Genomic DNA, 18478 nt, shown 5'->3' on the forward strand with positions numbered 1-18478 from the left:
CAATCGCCTTCTCATACTCACCCTGATAGGCTGCGATGTAGGCCAGGTTCAGCTTGGCAAGTTTCAGGTCCGGGTCGGACCGTGATGACTTCAGAAACCAGCGCTCGGACTCAGCCACGTCATTCTTGAGCAGGTGAATGAGGCCATACAGATTCTCGAACAAGGCACGCTCGGCATCATATTCCTTGGCTGATGCAACACTCAGCCACTTGTTGACCAGCCCTTCGGCCTTCGTCGGGAAAACTTCCTCCTGTTCAGCATCATCGAAAGCGTGCAGAGCCGTCAGATATGGGCTTATCTCATTCATTGCCCGCTCGGCCACTTCCGACAGCACTTCGTCAAATGGCTTTTCGTCGTTTAGCGTCAGCGAGAACTCAAAATCCTTGCCACGTTCATTCTGGCCCGCCACGATCATGCGCGGCACCTCGACATCATTCAGCTTGTCGACAACAATGTTCGCGAGGAGGACCGGACTATCAAGCCCTGCTGCTGTCTTGATCGACTCGAGGGCGTCCGTTATCCCCGCCACCTCTGCCAGAGAACCGGAGACTGTCGGGCTGTTGCTGGAGACGATGTCGCGAGACATCACGAGCGACTTGGTACTGGTAATGGCGTCCAGCTTTCCGAGCAGTATTGCTTCAACCACCTCCGAACTGAAGCCCCTATCCTCATAGGTCGGCGCAACATTTGCCCGAAGAAACAGTGTGGACGAATTCATGTAGGCGTCAGCGCCGACGAGACCGGCCGCACCGAGCATCACATAGACGATAGTTACAGGATCAAACATTTTACCCCACCTGCCAGGCTTCTGTTAGAGCAATCGTTTTCTACTGATACGATCCTTAGCTTATCTTCATGGCTGCAATCGATACAATGCTCTTCTGTAGGTTAACGTGCAAAGCCGTCCAGCTGCCGGACTGCCAGTCTATATGACGGGCCAAGCCATAGACGAGACTAACAAATCCGGAAAAGTCCACAGGGGCAGAAGAGGTGTTCCGGTGCTTGGAGGCCGGACATCTCGCGCTTGCCATACCAGACTTCGCCTTCGTGCCCCAAGCCCGTACACGGAACCTCATGCGAGAGCCAGACGCGACCCTTGCAAGGTGAGCCGATGGATGGGCGCCGGCACACCTCGACAGTGAAAAGAGGATTCATAGTCGGCTCCAAGATGCCGCGCGCTGGCACGTCACAGCCCGGCTAGCCCGTCGAAGGGCACTCGCACGAACGATCAGGGCAAGGCTGAGCGCGCTGCCCAGTTCAGCCTAGGGCAACCGGTTCTGCTGGTGGAGCGCAATAGCCGTGTTGAGGTCTTACAAGAAGCGGTGCGGCAGCTTGCCGTTCTTCGTGGAAGCGTCCGTCAGCCCTTCAGGAAGCGTTCCTGAAGTAGGCGATGGTGCGGCTCAGGCCTTCAGCGAGATCTATGGCAGGCTCCCATCCGAACGTGCTGCGGGCGAGCGAGATGTCGGGACGGCGCTGGCGCGGATCATCTTCGGGCAATGGCAGATGCCGGATGCGGACACGCGCACCGGTCAGTTTCAGCACCTGTTCAGCCAGGGACAGGACGGTGAATTCATCCGGGTTGCCAAGGTTGACGGGACCAGTGACCTGTGAAGATGAGTCCATCAGGCGAAGGATGCCCTCCACCAGATCATCGCTGTAACAGAAGGAACGGGTCTGGGTGCCGTCACCGTAGATCGTCAGGTCATCGCCACGCAAGGCCTGCGTGATGAAGTTGGAGACGACGCGGCCATCCATCCGATGCATGCGCGGGCCGTAGGTGTTGAAGATGCGCGCCACCTTGATGTCAACGCCGTGCTGGCGGTGATAGTCGAAGAACAGTGTTTCAGCGCAGCGCTTGCCTTCATCATAACAGGCTCGAACACCGACCGGATTGACGTGACCCCAGTAATCCTCGCGCTGGGGGTGGACCTCCGGATCGCCGTAGACCTCACTGGTCGATGCCTGAAATATCCGGCAGCGAAGGCGCCGTGCGAGGCCCAGCATGTTGAGCGCGCCGAGAACCGATGTCTTGGTGGTGAGAACGGGATTATGCTGATAATGCACCGGCGAGGCTGGGCAGGCGAGGTTGAAGATCTCATCAACCTCGAGCTTGAGTGGATTGCAGACATCGTGCCGCAGAAACTCGAAGCGCGGATTTGCGTGCAGATGCTCGATATTGCGCTTTGCCCCGGTGTAGAGATTGTCGGCACAGATCACCTCATGGCCTTGTGCGATCAATCGGTCGATCAGATGCGAGCCAAGGAAACCAGCTCCTCCCGTGACGAGGATCCGCTTGCGGCTTTGATGGAGACGCGGCATGGATGGTCACACCGTTCCAGAACGGAATGGCAGGACCGCGGCAGCGGGACGATCGGGGGCTTGCACCACAGGTCGGCCCACTGAATGGTAGGTGAGGCCCGCATTCAGCGCATCTTCCGGCAGGAACAGGTTTCGGAAATCGACCAAAACCGGCTGGCGCATCACCCGGGCCAGCCGTGCGAGATCGAGACCGCGGAACAGGTTCCACTCGGTCAGGACGACCACGGCATCCGCGCCCGTTGCTGCGGCATAGGCGTCTTCACACCACTCCACGTCCTCGAAGAGCTGCCGGCCATTGTCCATCGCAACGGGGTCAAATACGGCGAGACGGGCGCCTCTGGCCTGCAGATCGGGGATCAGCGTCAAGGCCGATGATTCGCGGATGTCGTCCGTATCCGCCTTGAACGCGATGCCGAGAACAGTGATCCTGCGGCCGCCCAGCGTTCCGCCCACCGCGGCCGCCACGCGCTCCACCAGCTGGCGCTTGCGCGTGTCATTGGATGCAATCACGCTCTCGACGATGGTGAAGGGCTGACCGACCTCGCGCGCCGCATGAGCCATGGCGCGCGTATCCTTGGGAAAGCAGGAACCACCAAAGCCGGGGCCGGGAGCGAGAAAAGCAGGGCCTATCCGCTTGTCGAGACCCATGCCGCGGGTGACATCACCCACGTCAGCGCCTGCCCGCTCGCAAAAATCGGCAAGCTGATTGACGAAGGCTATACGCGTGGCGAGGAAGGTATTTGCCGCATACTTGATCACCTCTGCTGCTTCACACGTGGTCACCAGCAGGGGAATGTTGCGAGCCGTGAGCGGTCGATAGAGCTGACGGAGAACATTTTCAGCCCGCATCGAGGCAACCCCCACGACGACACGGTCGGGCTGGGTAAAATCCTCGACCGCAGAGCCTTCGCGCATGAACTCCGGATTGGAGGCAACCTCGAAGTCACCAACCGGCCTGGCCTCGGCCATAGTGGCTCGCAGCCGGGCGGCTGTTCCCGGCGGAACGGTTGACTTGGTGACGACCACGGTGAAGCCACGAAGCGCGCGGGCGACCTCGCCGGCTGCGGAGAATAGCTGCGCAAGATCAGCAGCATCCCCAGTCGCGCGGGTGGGCGTTCCCACTGCGAGCAACACCACTTCCGCCGCAGCCACAGCTTGCGCGAGATCATCCGTGAAGCACAGCCGTCCCGCCTGCCGGTTGGCCGTGACGAGGGGCTCAAGGCCAAGTTCGTAAATGGGGATGCGTCCCTGCTCGAGCAGCGACAGCTTGCGTGGATCGCGGTCAACGCAGACCACCTCGTGGCCGAAATCGGCGAAGCAGGCCGCCGAGACCAACCCAACATATCCGGCTCCGATAACTGCGATTTTCATCTTTTGGTCCCCGCTGCCACCAACGGCATGCACCGCGTGTTTAGCCCCTTACCCGATGGAATGAAATGCGTCTGCTGACGATCCGTCATTTGACGTGCGGGCCTTGCCTGGATGTTGCCGGCTCTCGCCGCTACCGGCCAGACTCATAAATCCAAATCATTTCAGATGATTATACTGCCATGTCCGGAGGTCGTCGGCAAATGCCGCCGTGGCGGCGGTCGAGGCAAGACCCGAGAGAGGGCACAAGCACATGCAGGCCGCGACGGGAACGGACAGGATGCCGAAGCGATTTCGGGCGGGCGCAAGAATTTTGCCGCGATGCGCGTCAAAAAGCACCTTCAAATAGCCCCGCCCGTGCTTTAGAAGGCCCCTCGAGAGCCTTGCAGACGTGCTGAACCGCCACCTGGTAAGCGTCGTAAAAGGCCTGCATTAACAATCAGGTTTGGAGATAGAGACTGATGGACAAGAAGGTCACAGCACCGGCCGGCCAGTGCCCGTTTCACGGGGCGCCAAAACATGCATCATTTTCCGGGCGGTCGAACAGCGATTGGTGGCCGAACCAGCTCAATCTGAAAATTCTGCACCAGCACTCGGCGCTGTCGAGCCCCATGGCCCCCACCTTCAACTATGCGTCGGAGTTCAAGAAGCTCGATTACGCTGCATTGAAGAAGGACCTGCACGCGCTGATGACTGATTCGCAGGAATGGTGGCCGGCTGACTGGGGCCATTATGGCCCGTTCTTCATCCGCATGGCCTGGCACAGCGCGGGGACCTACCGCACCGGCGATGGCCGCGGCGGCGCCGGCAACGGCACCCAGCGTTTTGCCCCGCTCAACAGCTGGCCGGACAATACCAACCTCGACAAGGCCCGCCGCCTGCTGTGGCCCATCAAGCAGAAATATGGAAACGGGATCTCCTGGGCCGACCTGATGATTCTGACCGGCAACGTTGCGCTTGAGTCGATGGGCTTCAAGACGTTTGGCTTCGGCGGCGGGCGAGCCGATGTCTGGGAACCCGAGGAAGACATCTACTGGGGCGCCGAGGACAGCTGGCTCGGCGACAAGCGTTACACTGGCGACCGCGAACTCGAAAACCCGCTGGCCGCGGTCCAGATGGGCCTCATCTATGTAAATCCGGAAGGGCCCAACGGCAAGCCGGACCCCGTGGCCTCCGCACGCGACATCCGTGAAACCTTTGCACGCATGGCGATGAACGACGAAGAGACCGTGGCCCTCATCGCGGGCGGCCATACCTTTGGCAAGACCCACGGCGCCGGACCAGCCAGCAATGTCGGACCAGAGCCCGAGGCCGCTCCCCTTGAAGCGATGGGGCTGGGCTGGGTCTCCGGCTTCAAGAGCGGCAAAGGGGGTGATGCCATCACCAGCGGACTTGAAGGCATCTGGACCACGACGCCGACCAAGTGGAGCAACAACTATTTCGAAAACCTGCTCAACTACGAATGGGAACTGACCAAGAGCCCGGCTGGCGCCTGGCAGTGGGCACCCAAGAATGCCGAGGCGAAAGGAACGGTGCCTGACGCGCATGATCCCTCAAAGCGCCATGCGCCGGTTATGCTGACCACCGACCTCGCCCTGCGCGCCGACCCTGCCTATGAGAAGATTTCGCGCCGCTTCCTGGCAGAGCCGAAGGCCTTCGCCGACGCGTTTGCGCGGGCGTGGTTCAAGCTCACGCACCGTGACATGGGCCCAAAGCCACGCTACCTCGGCCCCGAGGTGCCGGCCGAGGACCTGATCTGGCAGGACCCGATCCCCGCACGCAACTTCGACATCATCAACGCAGATGACGTGAAGGCGCTGAAAGCGAAGATCCTCGCCTCCGGCCTCACGCTCGCGCAGCTCGTGGCCACGGCCTGGGCATCAGCCTCAACCTTCCGCGGCTCCGACAAGCGCGGCGGCGCGAATGGTGCTCGCATCCGGCTCAGCCCGCAAAAGGACTGGGACGTCAACCAGCCTGCACAGCTTGCCGGAGTTCTTGCCAAGCTCGAAGCCATCCAGAAGGAGTTCAACGCCGCACAGACCGGCAAGAAGCGTGTCTCGCTGGCCGACCTGATCGTTTTGGGTGGCGGTGCAGCGGTGGAAGCCGCGGCGAAGAAGGCCGGGCACTCGGCCGAGGTGCCGTTCACGCCGGGCCGAACCGATGCCAGCCAGGCGCAGACCGATGTCGAATCCTTCGCCGTTCTCGAACCAACGGCAGACGGTTTCCGCAATTACCTGAAGACGAAGTACTCCCTTTCCGCGGAGGAACTTCTCGTCGATCGGGCTCAACTCCTGACGCTCACCGCACCGGAGATGACAGCTCTGATTGGTGGGCTGCGCGTGCTGAACGCCAATCACGGCCAGGCACAACATGGCGTTCTGACCAAGCGTCCGGAGACACTGAGCAACGACTTCTTCGTCAATTTGCTCAGCATGGACACGGCGTGGACCGCAACATCACCTGCCGAGGACGTGTTTGAAGGCCGTGACCGCAAGACCGGCGCTGCCAAATGGACAGCGACGCGCGTTGACCTGGTTTTTGGATCCAACTCACAGCTGCGCGCCCTTGCCGAGGTCTATGCCCAGGGCGACGGCGAAACGGCGTTCGTGCAGGATTTCGTCAAGGCCTGGACCAAGGTGATGAACCTCGACCGGTTCGACCTGGCCTGATGAGCAGCAGACACGAATGACAATGAGAGGGCGGCGATTGCCGCCCTTTTTCATGCCGGACAGCGCTTGCCGCTCCGGCGTCCTCGTTGACCTTGCCATGCTGCACGCTGGGAACAGAAGGAAAGATCAGGGCATGAAGCGCTAGAACGACACGGTGAGAAGCGAAAAATCGTCCGGCAGTGGACCTGGGCCATTGATGGCACGCACCCAGTCAAGCACCTCGGCCGGGCTGCTGCTTTCACTCAGGCGAGAGACAAAGGTTTCAAAGGCCAGCATCTCGCCGGGCGCTGTTTCAACTTCAAAGGTGCCATCGCTGACCAGATGAAGACGGTCATTCATCCCGATCTCGGCATGAGCAGTGCGATACATCATGTCAGGCATCATGCCGATGGCAATGCCGGGAGTGGAGAGAGTAAGCACACGACCATCTGCCTTGCGCAGGACAGACGGCGGATGGCCGGCGCTGGCGTAACGAAGCGACCCCGTACTGCGCTGGTACACGCCATACCAGATGGTAAAATACATGTTGTGCTGCTTTTCCATCGGGAACGCCTCATTGAGGGCTGACAGCACCTGGCCCGGCTCGCGAAAGTCGGTATTGGGCAGCGCTCCGGAGCGGAGCACGTTGATTGCCGTCACCGAAAGCAGTGCGGCGCCGACACCATGGCCACAGACATCGAGCAGATAGAGCGCGATGTGATCAGCGTCGATGTCGTGATATCCGAAGCTGTCACCGCCCAGTTCGGTTGAGGGCTCAAGCAGCCATTCGGTGTGTGGCGCCGCTTGCCGCGGCGTCGGCAATATCGAGAATATGTAGTTGGCCGCCTCCGTCAGTTCTTCAGACAGGCGCTTCTGCGTTCGCTGCAATTCCAAATTGGCTTCGGCGAGTTGGTCTTCCACCGCCTCGCCGTGCTCGATCGTTGCCTGGTAAAGCAGGTTCAGGTCTTCGAACTCGGCCCGGACGCGCTCAAGCTCAGCCTCGGAAGCTGCCAGCCGTTGCTCTAGGTCTGTCATGCTGGCAACCGGTGCGAGTTACTTGGCAAGTGCAGCGACGGCCGCTTCAACACTGGCATGAAGACCAAAGATGTTGTCGAAGCCGCTGACGGCAAGGACCTCCTTCACGTTGGTACGGGCGCACGCAATGGTGAGCCCGCCTCCAGCAGCCTTGGCCCTCTTGGCTGTCGTCAGGATGCCACGCAGGCCCGCCGACGAGATGTAATCAAGATCGGAGGCATCGATGACAACCAGCTTCGGGCCAGAATCGACCAGCGCAGCCGCCTCGTCTTCGAAGGCCTTTGCATTGCTGCTGTCGATCCGGCGCGACGGCTTGAGGATGAGGGCATTGCCCAGTTTGTCGTGCGAAAGGTTTGCCACTTGTTCAAGTCTCCCAGATAGCGCGGACTAAGCCGCCTTCAGTGTCATTTCCATGGTTACACGGTTGAAACCATCTACGCGCTCGTAGTCAAGTCGGTCGAGAACATTTTTCACGATCGTCAGGCCCAACCCACCAATCGCCCGGTCTTCAATGCTGCCGGAGGCCACGTTTGCTTTCGCACTCACGGGATCGAATGGCGGGCCATTGTCAGCAAGTTCCGCCCTCAGCATGCCATCCGAATGTTCAATCATCAGCCTGATGACGCCGTCCTGACGATCAGCAAGGCCGTATGAGACGATATTGGTGATGAGCTCGTCCAGCACCAGCCCGAAGCGAAGCGCCTGGCCGGGCGGGATTCCCTGCTCCGCGCCAAACTCCTCCAGACTGTCAATCACCCGCGCCACCTCCTGCACGTCATTTGCCAGCGACATGTCGAGTCGGCCAGTCACGGAAACTCCCCTCAAGATCGCGTCTTCAGCCTTCCTTTCAAGGAAAGCACAAACTCTCCCGTCCGCGCAACCATGGATAAGCAACGCTCCGGCATAAATCACCTTGGCGCCTGCGCAGAAGACTGGATAATGCTCCGCCAAGTCGCTAGAGTGACGTTGCTTAATTTGATTGGGGCTAAACCATGCTGACAGTTCCGGAAGAGTTCCTCCTGCTCACACTGAAGGACGAGGACGGCGGCTTTGTCGACATTCCACTTGAATACCAGCGTGCCGGTTTTGTGGGCGCGGCAATCATGGAACTTGCATTGGCAGGGCGGCTGGACAGTGACCTCGATCGCGTTTGGGTTGTAAATAAGACTCCCACTGGCGATGCATCGCTCGACCCTGTACTGGCCAAGCTGAGCGACACGGGTTTCGACAGCAATGCAGAAAACCTCATCAATCAGTTGATCGAGCTTGGAGACACGGTGCGCAGCCAGGCCCTGGCTCGCCTGTGCGCAAAGAAGATCCTTGTCGAGACCGAAGGCCGGCTGCTTTGGTTCCTGAAGACACGCCGCTATCCCGCGATCGACGGCAAGGAAATACGCGAGGTGAAGCTCAGGCTGCTTGAGGTTCTGCTGCGCGACGGGCTGCCCGACCCGCGTGACGTCTGCCTGATGTCGCTCGCCGAGACCTGCGGCATCATCCGCCAGATCGTGCCGCAGTCAGAGCTCAAGCAGGCGCGCGAACGCATCGCGAAATTCTCGAAGATGGAACTCATCGGCCAGAACGTGAACCGCTACATCGAGCTGTTCGAGCGCGCCATGGCCATGGCAACGCCTGCCCACATGTAAGCCGAAGGGGCGACGCGCAGACCGCGCGCCCCTATCGTTCCACGACGTTAAGATCTGCCTCCATGTCGCGCTTGCGCTCCATGGTCAGAAAGTCGAAGGTCATCGGCAGCCCGAGCTCAATGCCAGGCGCATGTTGCACGGCAACGGAGATATCGCGGGGCGCCGCAGACAACAGGTGGCCTCCCCGCAACCGATCAGCCGTGATGAAATGCAGATGGAGCCCGGCAAGATGCACCCCGCTGAGAAAGCCAGGTGTGTAAAAGCCGACAATCGTTCCCTGGACATCCGAGAACTCGAACACCGTCTGCAACTTGGCGATCTCGGCCAGGGGCAGATAGTTGCTCTGCTTTGGAACAGAGCGTGCACGGACGCGGTCGAAGCTGCCATCGATCCGGAAGGCGTACATCAGGTTTGTTGATGGCAGCAGATCCAGCAGCGCATGCTCGAAACGATCCTCGGGCAGCGGCGAGTCGAGGCGATCGACGGTGTCTCCGGTAAACTCAACCGCAAGCGCGAAAGGCGTGTTGACGGTATCAGGAATGATTTCTGCCTCTCCCTGGGGCCTTAGGCAGTAGACCCGGCCGTCAAGCAGCACGAGTTCACCGTCGAGGTCGTTGAACGTGCCAATGCCCAGGTTGCCCTTGTTACGCAACTGGCCGATGGTCGTGTCCGCACGGTAAATGCCCTCAACCAGGGCTGCCAGCGGCGCCGTGATGAAAACCGGCGGTCTTGTTTTGTTTTGCATGTCGCGCCGCATTGAACACCTGCCGAAGAAAATTGGGGTTACTTTGATGACAAACTCATGTCAGCACAGGAAAAGTGCAAGCGAAATCTGCTTGTTTGACCGGAGGATGATCGCTAAACATTCCACCAAGTTTGTACCTTGCTTCTAACAATCGCAAGCAGGTGCCTGTTGAGCGGGAAATCTTGGAAACAGAGCAATGAGCGATACGAAACCTCTACTTGAAGTAAGCATGGGCATTGACCAGTTTGCGTCAGAGTGGCTGCACTGCGACCGTATTTCCTCATACGTCGCACGTATGGTGAGCCATAACCGGCCCGACCCGCTGCTGCACGCCAACTTGCTCAGCTCGGCCCTCAACGAACTGCTTGAGATTGCCTTCGCCCATCATGGGCCGCATGGCGAGTTTTCCTGTCGCGTATCCCGGTCTGGCGGCGCCGACGTCATCGAACTGAACCTGCCATGCGATGATGCGGCCCTTGGCTTCTACAAGGGGGCGGCAGAACAGCTGAAACGACCCGATCTTACCCAGATCTATCATAAGGCGCTGTTTTCGCCCGGTCCCGGCGATCCACATCTGGGTCTGCTGGAAATAGCCGTTGATTACAAAGCAACGATCAGCATCGAACCGCGTGGGTCAAACCGCGTGACGGTGGCAGCTGCGATGCAGCTTGAGGGAGCAGCCGCGTGACAGGAAGCGAAACATATTCCGCCACCTTCAACGAAAACAACCAGGAGTTTGTCATTGCCGGCAAACTGCGGCCACGCTCTGCCTCCGAAATAAAGCCTCTCGAGTCCGCATTGCTGCAGGCGCTGTCAAATGTTCGCGGTACCTTGTACCTCAACGTCAAGCGGCTGGGCCGGATCAACAACGTTGCGTTCCGCATGATCGCCGGACTGGTTACACAGATGGTAAACAAGCGGGCGGACCTGCGGATTGAGGTTGTAACCTCCAGCGTCCTGGGCTGGTCGACACGCAAGTTCCTGCCGCTGGCTGAGCGGCTGCCGAATGTGACCGTGGTTGAATATGACAAGGAATTCTATCCTGGTCAGTCCTTCCTCGAAGAGGGCGGGTTCATTCCCATTCTGCGAAACCAGACACGCATGACCTGGCGGCATGAGCGGCTGCTTCTGCCGCGTCACGGCCTGACGCCTGGTTCAAGCATTGCCGATATCTGCTGCGGCATTGGCGATTTTGCCGTGCTGGCACACAAGGAGTTCAAGCCCTCGCGCCTGCTGGCGCTCGACCATTCGCGCTCGAGCCTCGACTACGCCCGCAAGGTTGCCGCTGACTTCGGGATCACCGACATTGAATACGTCTACGGCGACGCCGCCGAGATCATGATCGATGACAACAGTTTTGACTTTGTCACCTGCCGCCACTCGCTGCAAGTATTCGACCGGCCAGAACTGATCCTGCGCGAGCTATATCGCATCTGCAAGCCAGGCGGCAGGGTCTACATCACCAACGAAAAGAATTCGCACTGCCTTGGCGAACCACGCGGCGAGACCATCCAGTGGACCTACACGGAAGTGGCAAAACTCTGGGCTCACTTCAACATGGACATCGAGTTTGGCCCGAAGAGCGGGCGCCACCTGATCGATGCTGGCTTTGATGACATCCGCATGGACACCTTCATGGTGACCAACCGCGACGGGAACCCGCAGGACTTTGCCGACATGATTCAGGCCTGGGAAAATGTCTATGCCGGAGAGATGGCGCGCGACCGTGGCGACTCACCCGAGTTCATCGCCCGCTTCCGGCAGGGTTTCCAGGACCACATCTATGCTGCACTTCATCCAAAGGGATATGCGGGCTGGCCAATCTGGGCTGCATCGGGGCGTAAACCAACATGACGGTCAATATCGAAAACAATGAGGTCAAAGGCGGCGTCCTGACGAGTTTCCGCACCAAGTTCATTGCGCTGATCGGTACTGCTGTGCTGCTGTCGCTGCTCCTCAGCGGCGGTGTGGCGCTGTGGAACGTGCACCAACTCTCACGAGACGCATCGAGGGAAATCGAGCAGGGCCTCTCCGAAGCGACCGAACAGTATCTAACCCGCTACATCGACATGACCGCACAACGTGCCACGCTGATGTTTGCTCGCACCTTTGACCAGGTGACAGCGCTCGCGCAGTTGAGCCAGAGCCTGATCGATGATCCACAACTGGGCAAGGATCTTGGCAGTTTTCTCGACCGCCATCCGGCATTCCAGGACAAGATGAACTACAACGCTGCCGCGCGCTGGTCACAGAACCAGCCGGGCGAGCCATCTGTGATCAGCGTCTGGAGCTATCTCCTCGATGCTGCGGGTAACATGCGGCCAGACGTGGCCGATGCCGTTCGTGGAACCAGTTTCTTCGATCTGGTTGTGCCCTCACTCATGGGAACCGGCCAGAGCAAGCTTCAGATGTATTACGTCGGCCCCAAGTCGCGGCCGATCATGCGCACCATGCCTTATTCGGACCAGGCGCAGACCTTCGACAAGCTATACCCCGGCAACAACGACCAGAACTTCTGGGACTTCTTCTTTCCTGGTGTCTATGAAGCCTGGCAGCGCTGGCTGAAGGACCCTGGCTCCCGCCCCGCCCCGACCGACATCACGATTGTCGCACCCTACATCGACGCCATCACGGGCAAGCTGATCGTGAGCTATTTCCACCCGCTCTACACCAAACAGCGCGACGACGTCGAAGGCATGGTGGCAGTCGATATCACGCTCGAGCAACTGACGGAACTCGTGCAGGGCGTGAAGATCGCCGATACCGGCTTTGCATTTCTCGCACAGCAGGATGGAAACGTGCTGACGGTGAATACGGCAGGCGAGGCCCTGCTCGGAATCGAGCAGGAAAATGCCACCGGCTCGGGTGTCACTGGAATCAATCGCATTTTGTCGAAGAGCCGTTTTGCAGATGTCGCTGCACTGAAGATGCCAGCCGCCGATCAAACACTGATTTCCCATGTCACGGTTGAACGGGACGGAAAACCGGAGGGTCTGCTTATTGCCCTGCATCCGCTTCAGCAGATGAACCTGTGGCAGCCCAACGCCGGCATCGTGCCAGAGCGCCTGATGCTGGGCTTCGTGGTTCCAGATCGCGAGATCTATGCCTCCCTGTATGCCGCGCAAAAGCAGATCGATGCCGCCACGACGAGAATCGTCGAAGGTATCCTGATCTCCGTGATCGCCTTCCTGATTGCGGTGCTGGCCGTTTCCATCATGGTGTCACGCCGCTTTACAGCCGGTCTGGTCGCTCTTGCCGACGCCGCAACGCGGCTCACCCGTGCCGACTATAATGTCCAGGTTCCCGTGAGAGGCCGGGACGAGGTTGCCCGTGTGACAGCAGCCTTCAATTCGATGGCCCGCGATATACGCAACCACACCGAGACCCTTGAGCAGCGCGTTGCCGACCGAACCCGCGAACTTGCCTCCGCCACCGAGGAAATCCAGCAGCTCTACGAGAAGCTGCGCGATGAAAACCTGCGCATGGGAGCGGAACTGGACGTAGCCCGGCGGCTGCAGATGATGGTTCTGCCGAACATCAGCGAGCTGAGCGGTATCCCCGAACTCGAGATGGCGAGCTATGTTGAGCCGGCAGACGAGGTTGGAGGAGATTACTACGATGTGCTCTACGCGCCGGGTGGAGCAAAGATCGGCATTGGCGACGTCACCGGCCACGGCATTGAAAGTGGCGTGCTGATGATCATGGTACAGTCGGTGGGTCGCGCGCTTTATGAGCGTGGCATCGAAGACCCGTGTGCCTTCCTTGAGGTGCTCAACACGGCAATCTACAAGAACATCGAGCGCACCAAGACTGGCAAGCACCTGTCACTGGCATTCGTGGATTACAGCTCGGAACAGCTGACGATTTCGGGTCAGCACGAGGAAGCGATCATCATCCGCAACGATGGGTCAGCCCAGCGAATCGACACCATCGATCTCGGCTTCCCAATCGGCCTTGAGGAAAACATCCACGGACTGCTTTCCTCCGTGACTGTTCCGTTCCAGTCAGGCGACATGCTGATCCTCTATACCGATGGCATCACCGAGGCTGAAAGCGAGGATGGTGTGCTGTTTGGTATCGAGAGGCTGGTGGAGTCTGCCTGCCGTGTCCACCGTCAAACTGCTGTCGAAGCGAAGACGGCCATCATTGCCGACGTAAGAGCCCATATCGGAAAACAGAAAGTCCATGACGACATCACGCTCGTCGTGGTCAAGCACAGGTGATCGATGAGCTTGGAGTTTGGAGAGACTACGCATAGCAACGGCGCTGCGGCCTTCACCATCGGCATCGTTCTGGCCGAGGGCCCTCTCGCTGTAAGCTGGCAGCACGCGAGCGCAACTTGCGAATTCCTTGGTGACATGGTTGCACTGCACCACGCCAAGGCTGGATCGGACTATAACGAAACGCGGCACGCGATTGTCTATCTCGTCAATGAGTTGTTGGAAAACGCCATAAAATTCCGCAGCCCAGGCGACATCGAAGTGCGCTGCTCCCTCGAAGGCGGCAATCTCGAAGTAAGCGTGCGCAATGTTGCGGCATCCGGCACGGCGGAGAAATTCCAGGCGCTTCTTGCGGAACTCACCACGCGCGATCCGGGCGAACTGCTCATTGAGCGCATTGAGGCCAACGCTGCTGATGAGACATCATCGGGGTCCGGGCTGGGCCTGTTGACCCTGATGAACGACTATGGTGCGCGTCTGGGCTGGTCGTTCAGCGAGCAGCCCGGTGGCCACACAGTTCTGCTCAGCACATACGCCTCACTCACACTCAACTGATCATCAAGGGTTCATCGAAATGGAAATCAAGACTGCCGAGTACACGATCTGGACGGAAGGTTCCACCATCCACTACGAAGGTACCTTGCGCCTGTCGGGAACCGATGCCTACCAGCCGATCCTCGACCTCATGCAGCAAGTGCTGACTGAAAAGCCGCAGAACGTCGTGCTGGACCTCACGCAGCTGGAATTCCTGAACAGCTCCGGCATCAATCTTCTGGCAAAGTTCACGATCGAACTTCGAAAGCAGCCGGATGTTGCCATGAAGGTTCTGGGTTCGACGAAGATTCCCTGGCAGTCAAAATCGCTGCCCAATCTTCAGAAGCTGCACAAGGGTGTTGAACTCATCATTGTCTGAGAACTGCTGACGCGGGGGCGCCCGACGCGCAAGGCTGCAGCGCCGTTTCAGCAGCAATCCGACCGGCACGGTCGGGGTCACTTCGCGGCGGATGGATCTTCCCGGCAGCAGGTAGCCTTCGTCAGAATACTCGGTGAGCGCCTCGGTCAGGCTCAGCCTCGCCTGCAGCGAGGCGCTGGTAGTATGACTGGAGTGTTTCTTCGCCGGTCGACGGGATGGCATCAGCCTCATAGCGGCCTGCCTCCTCATTCCACGCCAGCATCGACTCGGTTGCATAGTAACGCCCGATGCGGGCCAGTTCGGCCTTTTCGTGCAAACGTGACGAGAACAGGCCCCCAAGGCTCAGTGCGCCGACGATCAGGTCAAGCAGCACCACGGGCACATGCCTGACTCTGGGCGCAAGACCAAGTGCGGCGAACAGAAACTCGGCCTGTTGCAACGGCGTTATGGCAGGCCCGGGTCCGCCAATGGACAAGACCCTGTTGTGCAGGGACACATCACTGATACAGCGGGCCATGAACCTTGCAGTATCGCGATCGCTGATCGGCTTCGTTGCCGTCAACCGTCCGTCACCAAACACCAGGAAGGGCTTTCCCTGCCGCACGCGGGCAAACTGCCCGGAGAGCGATTTGAAAAAGGCCGTTGGGCGAATGATCGAATAGACAAGTCCTGACTTGATCAGCTGCTTCTCGAATTCAAGCTTGGCATGCTGGAAAGCAAGGCGGGGCTTCTGGACACAGATCGCCGATAACAAGACAAACTGGCTGATGCCGGCCTCTTGCGCAGCCGCCAGCGCATCGAGATGAGCCTGGTGATCGAGAGCCCAGGCATCTCTCGCGGCGCCGGTACGAGACGCAAGGCAGGAGACCATGACGTCAAAACGCTCACCGCGAAGCCCGTCACGGCGGAGAGAGACCGGATCCGTCACCTGACCTACGCGAAACTCTGGCTGGCGTTCCTGCGGCTCCCATCGCAGATGCAGGTCTGAACCAGGCCTGACCAGGCACACCACCTCATGGCCTGTCTCCAGCAGCGCAGCGACCGTTGCCTTGCCGATCGTGCCGGTGGCACCCAGCACGAAGACCCGTCGCGGTAGAGGTGCGCCTGTCCGGATGTGTCCAGCCATTCTGCTCCCCCTCACCGATCACTGGCGACCGGCGCCAGCGCCCCCGGAAGGTCAGGCGGCTTGCAAGGCTGCCGTCATCCGCTGCGCGTCAGCCTGCATCAGACGGTACAATGAGCGCAGATGGAGGTTGATCGCATCAAGCTCGTCGGAACCCAGTGAACCATCGTTGCTTTCATCATGGTTGTCGTAGCAGGAAGCCAGAATCGCGGCCAGGGATGTCTCGGCATGTTCAACCACCACCTGCCAAGGCTGTGGGTTGGCCTCAATCCCCTGCAGGAAGCCCTCGGCCCAGTCGGCAACCTTGAAGCGCCCATTTCCAGCCGAGGGCAGGACAGCAGCCGAGACAAGCCGGTAAGAGCCAATATTGCTGCGGATCTGCTCCTCGCAGGCCAGAAGATCGCTCATCACATTCCATGCCTCTTCATTGGAGAGGAATTGCGGATCTGCCCCTGACCAGACCCAGTCTGTCCAATTCGAGCCTGGCAGCGGCCCCGCCATGGCAAGGGCCGTAAGGAAGCCGTGAATATCTGCCGAAGCCATGGTCCAGCGTGGCGCGCGACCAGATGCAGCGTAGGCCTTGAAGAACTCAAGCTGCCGGGAGGATTCGTCAGACATCGCAGGGTTCCGTTCCATCGTTTAGATAAGGAACGATTGCGCGAGATGGTTAAGATTGCATTACCACGCCCAAAGAACGGTTTCATGCAGGGCTCAGCCGGAGATGCGCAGGGCGCTTCAGGTGGCGTCAGAAGTCACGGACCGCTCCGGCGGCCCGAGGCCTCGCCAGGCCACGAGGATCTCATAGGCGACCGCCAGCAGCGTCGGTCCGATGAACAGCCCCAGAAAGCCGAATGAGATGAATCCGCCAAACACGCCGAGAATGACAAGCATCATGGGCAGACGCATCCGGGCACCAATGAGCAGCGGCTTGATGAACGTTTCCATATAGGTGACGAAAAGCCCCCATATCACGACAAACCAGACAGCAAGACCCATGCCTGATTCAGTATAGAGGTACCAGGCCGCGCCAACCCACACGAGGTTGATGAGCACGCCACCGAACTGACTGATGGCCAGAATCACCGTCACAAAGCCGAGCGTGGCTGCAGCGGGTATACCTACCAGCATCAGACCAAGCGACATCAGCAGACCCTGGATGGCAGCCGTGCCGACGATGCCGTAGAACACCCCCCGTACCGCACCCGCGGCAACCGCGGTGAGACTGGCCAACTGGCTGCCTCCCAGTCGCAGGAGGATTGCCCGCAACATGTCCACCGTCCGGTCACCCTGCGCCCAGAGCGCGGCTGCGGTGATGAGAGCAATCACGAGATGCACGATGCTGCTGGCAAGGTCCACCGCAGCGGCGATCAGAAACTGCCGCACCTGCTGCGCATACTTGGCAAGCAGGGCATCCGATTCAGGGGAATGCCCGGTGACACTTTGCCACGCATCGTCCAGTCGGTCACCAATCAGCGGCAAGCCCGCCAGCCATGAGGGAAGCTGCGGGGATGCTGCAAACCAGCTGCGAAACTTTTCTTCGAGCGCCTTCATGTCCCCTTCGAGGCCAGGTGAAACCAGCATGACGGGAATCAGCACAAAGAGCAGGAGCACCACCAGCATCAGCGCGGCAGCCACGGCTGGCGGCAGACCACGCATCACCAGCCTGGACCGGACGGGCCAGGCAGCTATCGCGAGTATGCAACCAAGGACGAGCCCCAGCAGAAAGGGCTTCAGAACCAGATAAACGCCCACCAGCAGCAGGCTGAACAGAAGCAGAATGACAAACTTTTCGACCAGTGCGACGTTGCCAAGTCCGCCGCGCCGTCCACCGCCTGTCTCGATCATGACGAACGCTCCTCGCTCCGCCGTCATGTCTTAGGGCATGTCCAGAAGAAGTGGAAACTGGTTCTGCATAACCGAGCAACGACAGCGGCCCGGCCTTCACCAGACTGCCTACCTGGTGCCGGTCTTGCTTTCCTTGCGGCTGGTCAACGCAGACTCAACTGCCTGCAACCGCGTCTTCACGTCATCCCACCCGCGCGCCTGCGACTCTTCGATCATGAAGCCCACCAGGCTCTTGAACAGCGGGAGCATAGAAGAATCAGGCACAGTGCCCAAATCGCCCTTGTCTTTCATGTGTTTTTTCCCGAGCCCCCTCTTTGGAGACGGCGACACCGCCCCTGCGCTTGAGACTCCTACAGGCTCCGGGAACTGCACAACACGAGTAGAAATACTGACTCCGCCGGGAATTGAACCATAATTTTCTGGCACAAACTTCTCCCCCGAGCCGTTAGTCACCTCTGAGTTGTGTTCCTGCATCGCAATCCCATTATTGAGGCTTGTCACATCGCCCTCCCGTGTCGCTGCGGATTTGCAGCCTTTGCGGGTTGTTTTATGGCTCAATCTGGCTGACAGCTTGCTGATACCAAGGTGCGTCTTCCACACATAAATGACAACGGCCCCG

The 18478-nt window shown here is 59.5% G+C and carries 18 protein-coding genes; 7 read left to right on the forward strand and 11 right to left on the reverse strand.

What is annotated here, in order from left to right:
* The 3 genes from ACILRN_RS01055 to ACILRN_RS01065 form a co-directional block, all read right to left on the reverse strand.
* The coding region (locus tag ACILRN_RS01055) for a hypothetical protein (protein WP_395684740.1) at window positions 1–787 on the reverse strand (787 nt) is incomplete at its 3' end.
* 578 nt (window positions 788–1365) lie between these two features.
* On the reverse strand, window positions 1366–2319 hold the full coding sequence (locus ACILRN_RS01060; protein ID WP_395684741.1) for a UDP-glucuronic acid decarboxylase family protein: 954 nt from the start codon (window positions 2317–2319) through the stop codon (window positions 1366–1368).
* Window positions 2320–2325: 6 nt separating this feature from the next.
* Window positions 2326–3690, reverse strand: coding sequence for a UDP-glucose dehydrogenase family protein (locus ACILRN_RS01065; protein ID WP_395684742.1), 1365 nt, complete (start codon window positions 3688–3690; stop codon window positions 2326–2328).
* A 458-nt stretch (window positions 3691–4148) separates the two neighbouring features.
* Here ACILRN_RS01065 and katG point away from each other — a divergent pair, with 458 nt between their 5' ends.
* Window positions 4149–6356: a catalase/peroxidase HPI gene (katG, locus tag ACILRN_RS01070; protein WP_395684743.1), complete on the forward strand. Its 2208-nt coding sequence runs from the start codon at window positions 4149–4151 to the stop codon at window positions 6354–6356.
* 141 nt (window positions 6357–6497) lie between these two features.
* On the opposite strand, the gene ACILRN_RS01075 is transcribed toward katG, so the two are convergent.
* From ACILRN_RS01075 to ACILRN_RS01085, 3 genes are read right to left on the reverse strand one after another with little or no spacing between them, the layout of a single operon-like run.
* Window positions 6498–7370 carry a PP2C family protein-serine/threonine phosphatase gene (locus tag ACILRN_RS01075; protein ID WP_395684744.1) on the reverse strand — a complete coding sequence of 291 codons (873 nt, stop codon included), beginning with the start codon at window positions 7368–7370 and terminating at the stop codon, window positions 6498–6500.
* A gap of 18 nt (window positions 7371–7388) precedes the next feature.
* Entirely contained in the window at window positions 7389–7730 is a 342-nt protein-coding gene (locus ACILRN_RS01080) for an STAS domain-containing protein (RefSeq protein ID WP_395684745.1), read from the reverse strand.
* Window positions 7731–7757: 27 nt separating this feature from the next.
* Window positions 7758–8180 (reverse strand): ATP-binding protein, encoded by a 423-nt coding sequence (locus ACILRN_RS01085; RefSeq protein ID WP_395684746.1) that lies wholly within the window; start codon window positions 8178–8180, stop codon window positions 7758–7760.
* Window positions 8181–8362: 182 nt separating this feature from the next.
* Between ACILRN_RS01085 and ACILRN_RS01090 the strand changes: the two genes are divergently transcribed.
* Window positions 8363–9013: a GPP34 family phosphoprotein gene (locus tag ACILRN_RS01090; RefSeq protein ID WP_395684747.1), complete on the forward strand. Its 651-nt coding sequence runs from the start codon at window positions 8363–8365 to the stop codon at window positions 9011–9013.
* Between the two features lie 31 nt (window positions 9014–9044).
* On the opposite strand, the gene budA is transcribed toward ACILRN_RS01090, so the two are convergent.
* Window positions 9045–9758 carry an acetolactate decarboxylase gene (gene budA, locus ACILRN_RS01095; RefSeq protein WP_395684748.1) on the reverse strand — a complete coding sequence of 238 codons (714 nt, stop codon included), beginning with the start codon at window positions 9756–9758 and terminating at the stop codon, window positions 9045–9047.
* A 196-nt stretch (window positions 9759–9954) separates the two neighbouring features.
* On the opposite strand from budA, the gene ACILRN_RS01100 reads away from it, so the two are divergent.
* The 5 genes from ACILRN_RS01100 to ACILRN_RS01120 are packed head-to-tail and all read left to right on the forward strand — an operon-like array spanning window position 9955 to window position 14891.
* The gene (locus tag ACILRN_RS01100) at window positions 9955–10446 is read left to right on the forward strand and encodes a ubiquinone biosynthesis methyltransferase UbiE (RefSeq protein WP_395684749.1); all 492 of its coding nucleotides are present in this window, start codon (window positions 9955–9957) and stop codon (window positions 10444–10446) included.
* Complete coding sequence (locus tag ACILRN_RS01105) at window positions 10443–11612, forward strand: methyltransferase domain-containing protein (protein ID WP_395684750.1); 1170 nt, start codon at window positions 10443–10445, stop codon at window positions 11610–11612. Before ACILRN_RS01100 ends, ACILRN_RS01105 begins: the two co-directional genes overlap by 4 nt.
* On the forward strand, window positions 11609–13981 hold the full coding sequence (locus ACILRN_RS01110) for a SpoIIE family protein phosphatase (protein WP_395684751.1): 2373 nt from the start codon (window positions 11609–11611) through the stop codon (window positions 13979–13981). The genes ACILRN_RS01105 and ACILRN_RS01110 overlap by 4 nt, the downstream gene beginning before the upstream one ends.
* Window positions 13982–13984: 3 nt before the next feature.
* The gene (locus ACILRN_RS01115; protein ID WP_395684752.1) at window positions 13985–14533 is read left to right on the forward strand and encodes an ATP-binding protein; all 549 of its coding nucleotides are present in this window, start codon (window positions 13985–13987) and stop codon (window positions 14531–14533) included.
* 19 nt (window positions 14534–14552) lie between these two features.
* Window positions 14553–14891 carry an STAS domain-containing protein gene (locus ACILRN_RS01120; RefSeq protein WP_395684753.1) on the forward strand — a complete coding sequence of 113 codons (339 nt, stop codon included), beginning with the start codon at window positions 14553–14555 and terminating at the stop codon, window positions 14889–14891.
* A gap of 121 nt (window positions 14892–15012) precedes the next feature.
* On the opposite strand, the gene ACILRN_RS01125 is transcribed toward ACILRN_RS01120, so the two are convergent.
* The 4 genes from ACILRN_RS01125 to ACILRN_RS01140 all read right to left on the reverse strand — a co-directional run bounded on the left by ACILRN_RS01125 (window position 15013) and on the right by ACILRN_RS01140 (window position 18360).
* On the reverse strand, window positions 15013–15969 hold the full coding sequence (locus ACILRN_RS01125) for an NAD(P)H-binding protein (protein ID WP_395684780.1): 957 nt from the start codon (window positions 15967–15969) through the stop codon (window positions 15013–15015).
* Window positions 15970–16068: 99 nt separating this feature from the next.
* On the reverse strand, window positions 16069–16632 hold the full coding sequence (locus ACILRN_RS01130) for a UPF0149 family protein (protein WP_395684754.1): 564 nt from the start codon (window positions 16630–16632) through the stop codon (window positions 16069–16071).
* 117 nt (window positions 16633–16749) lie between these two features.
* Window positions 16750–17859, reverse strand: coding sequence for an AI-2E family transporter (locus tag ACILRN_RS01135; protein ID WP_395684755.1), 1110 nt, complete (start codon window positions 17857–17859; stop codon window positions 16750–16752).
* Window positions 17860–17967: 108 nt separating this feature from the next.
* Window positions 17968–18360 carry a hypothetical protein gene (locus ACILRN_RS01140; RefSeq protein ID WP_395684756.1) on the reverse strand — a complete coding sequence of 131 codons (393 nt, stop codon included), beginning with the start codon at window positions 18358–18360 and terminating at the stop codon, window positions 17968–17970.
* Between the last annotated feature and the right edge of the window lie 118 nt (window positions 18361–18478).

This window comes from Aestuariivirga sp., from assembly GCF_044238155.1.
Taxonomy (GTDB): Bacteria; Pseudomonadota; Alphaproteobacteria; order Rhizobiales; family Aestuariivirgaceae; genus Aestuariivirga.

Bases quoted from the DNA above. Each gene is read 5' to 3' on its own strand.
- ACILRN_RS01060 (WP_395684741.1), bottom strand. From the start codon at position 2,319: ATGCCGCGTCTCCATCAAAGCCGCAAGCGGATCCTCGTCACGGGAGGA.
- ACILRN_RS01065 (WP_395684742.1), bottom strand. From the start codon at position 3,690: ATGAAAATCGCAGTTATCGGAGCCGGATATGTTGGGTTGGTCTCGGCG.
- katG (WP_395684743.1), top strand. From the start codon at position 4,149: ATGGACAAGAAGGTCACAGCACCGGCCGGCCAGTGCCCGTTTCACGGG.
- ACILRN_RS01075 (WP_395684744.1), bottom strand. From the start codon at position 7,370: ATGACAGACCTAGAGCAACGGCTGGCAGCTTCCGAGGCTGAGCTTGAG.
- ACILRN_RS01090 (WP_395684747.1), top strand. From the start codon at position 8,363: ATGCTGACAGTTCCGGAAGAGTTCCTCCTGCTCACACTGAAGGACGAG.
- budA (WP_395684748.1), bottom strand. From the start codon at position 9,758: ATGCAAAACAAAACAAGACCGCCGGTTTTCATCACGGCGCCGCTGGCA.
- ACILRN_RS01100 (WP_395684749.1), top strand. From the start codon at position 9,955: ATGAGCGATACGAAACCTCTACTTGAAGTAAGCATGGGCATTGACCAG.
- ACILRN_RS01110 (WP_395684751.1), top strand. From the start codon at position 11,609: ATGACGGTCAATATCGAAAACAATGAGGTCAAAGGCGGCGTCCTGACG.
- ACILRN_RS01115 (WP_395684752.1), top strand. From the start codon at position 13,985: ATGAGCTTGGAGTTTGGAGAGACTACGCATAGCAACGGCGCTGCGGCC.
- ACILRN_RS01120 (WP_395684753.1), top strand. From the start codon at position 14,553: ATGGAAATCAAGACTGCCGAGTACACGATCTGGACGGAAGGTTCCACC.
- ACILRN_RS01130 (WP_395684754.1), bottom strand. From the start codon at position 16,632: ATGTCTGACGAATCCTCCCGGCAGCTTGAGTTCTTCAAGGCCTACGCT.
- ACILRN_RS01135 (WP_395684755.1), bottom strand. From the start codon at position 17,859: ATGATCGAGACAGGCGGTGGACGGCGCGGCGGACTTGGCAACGTCGCA.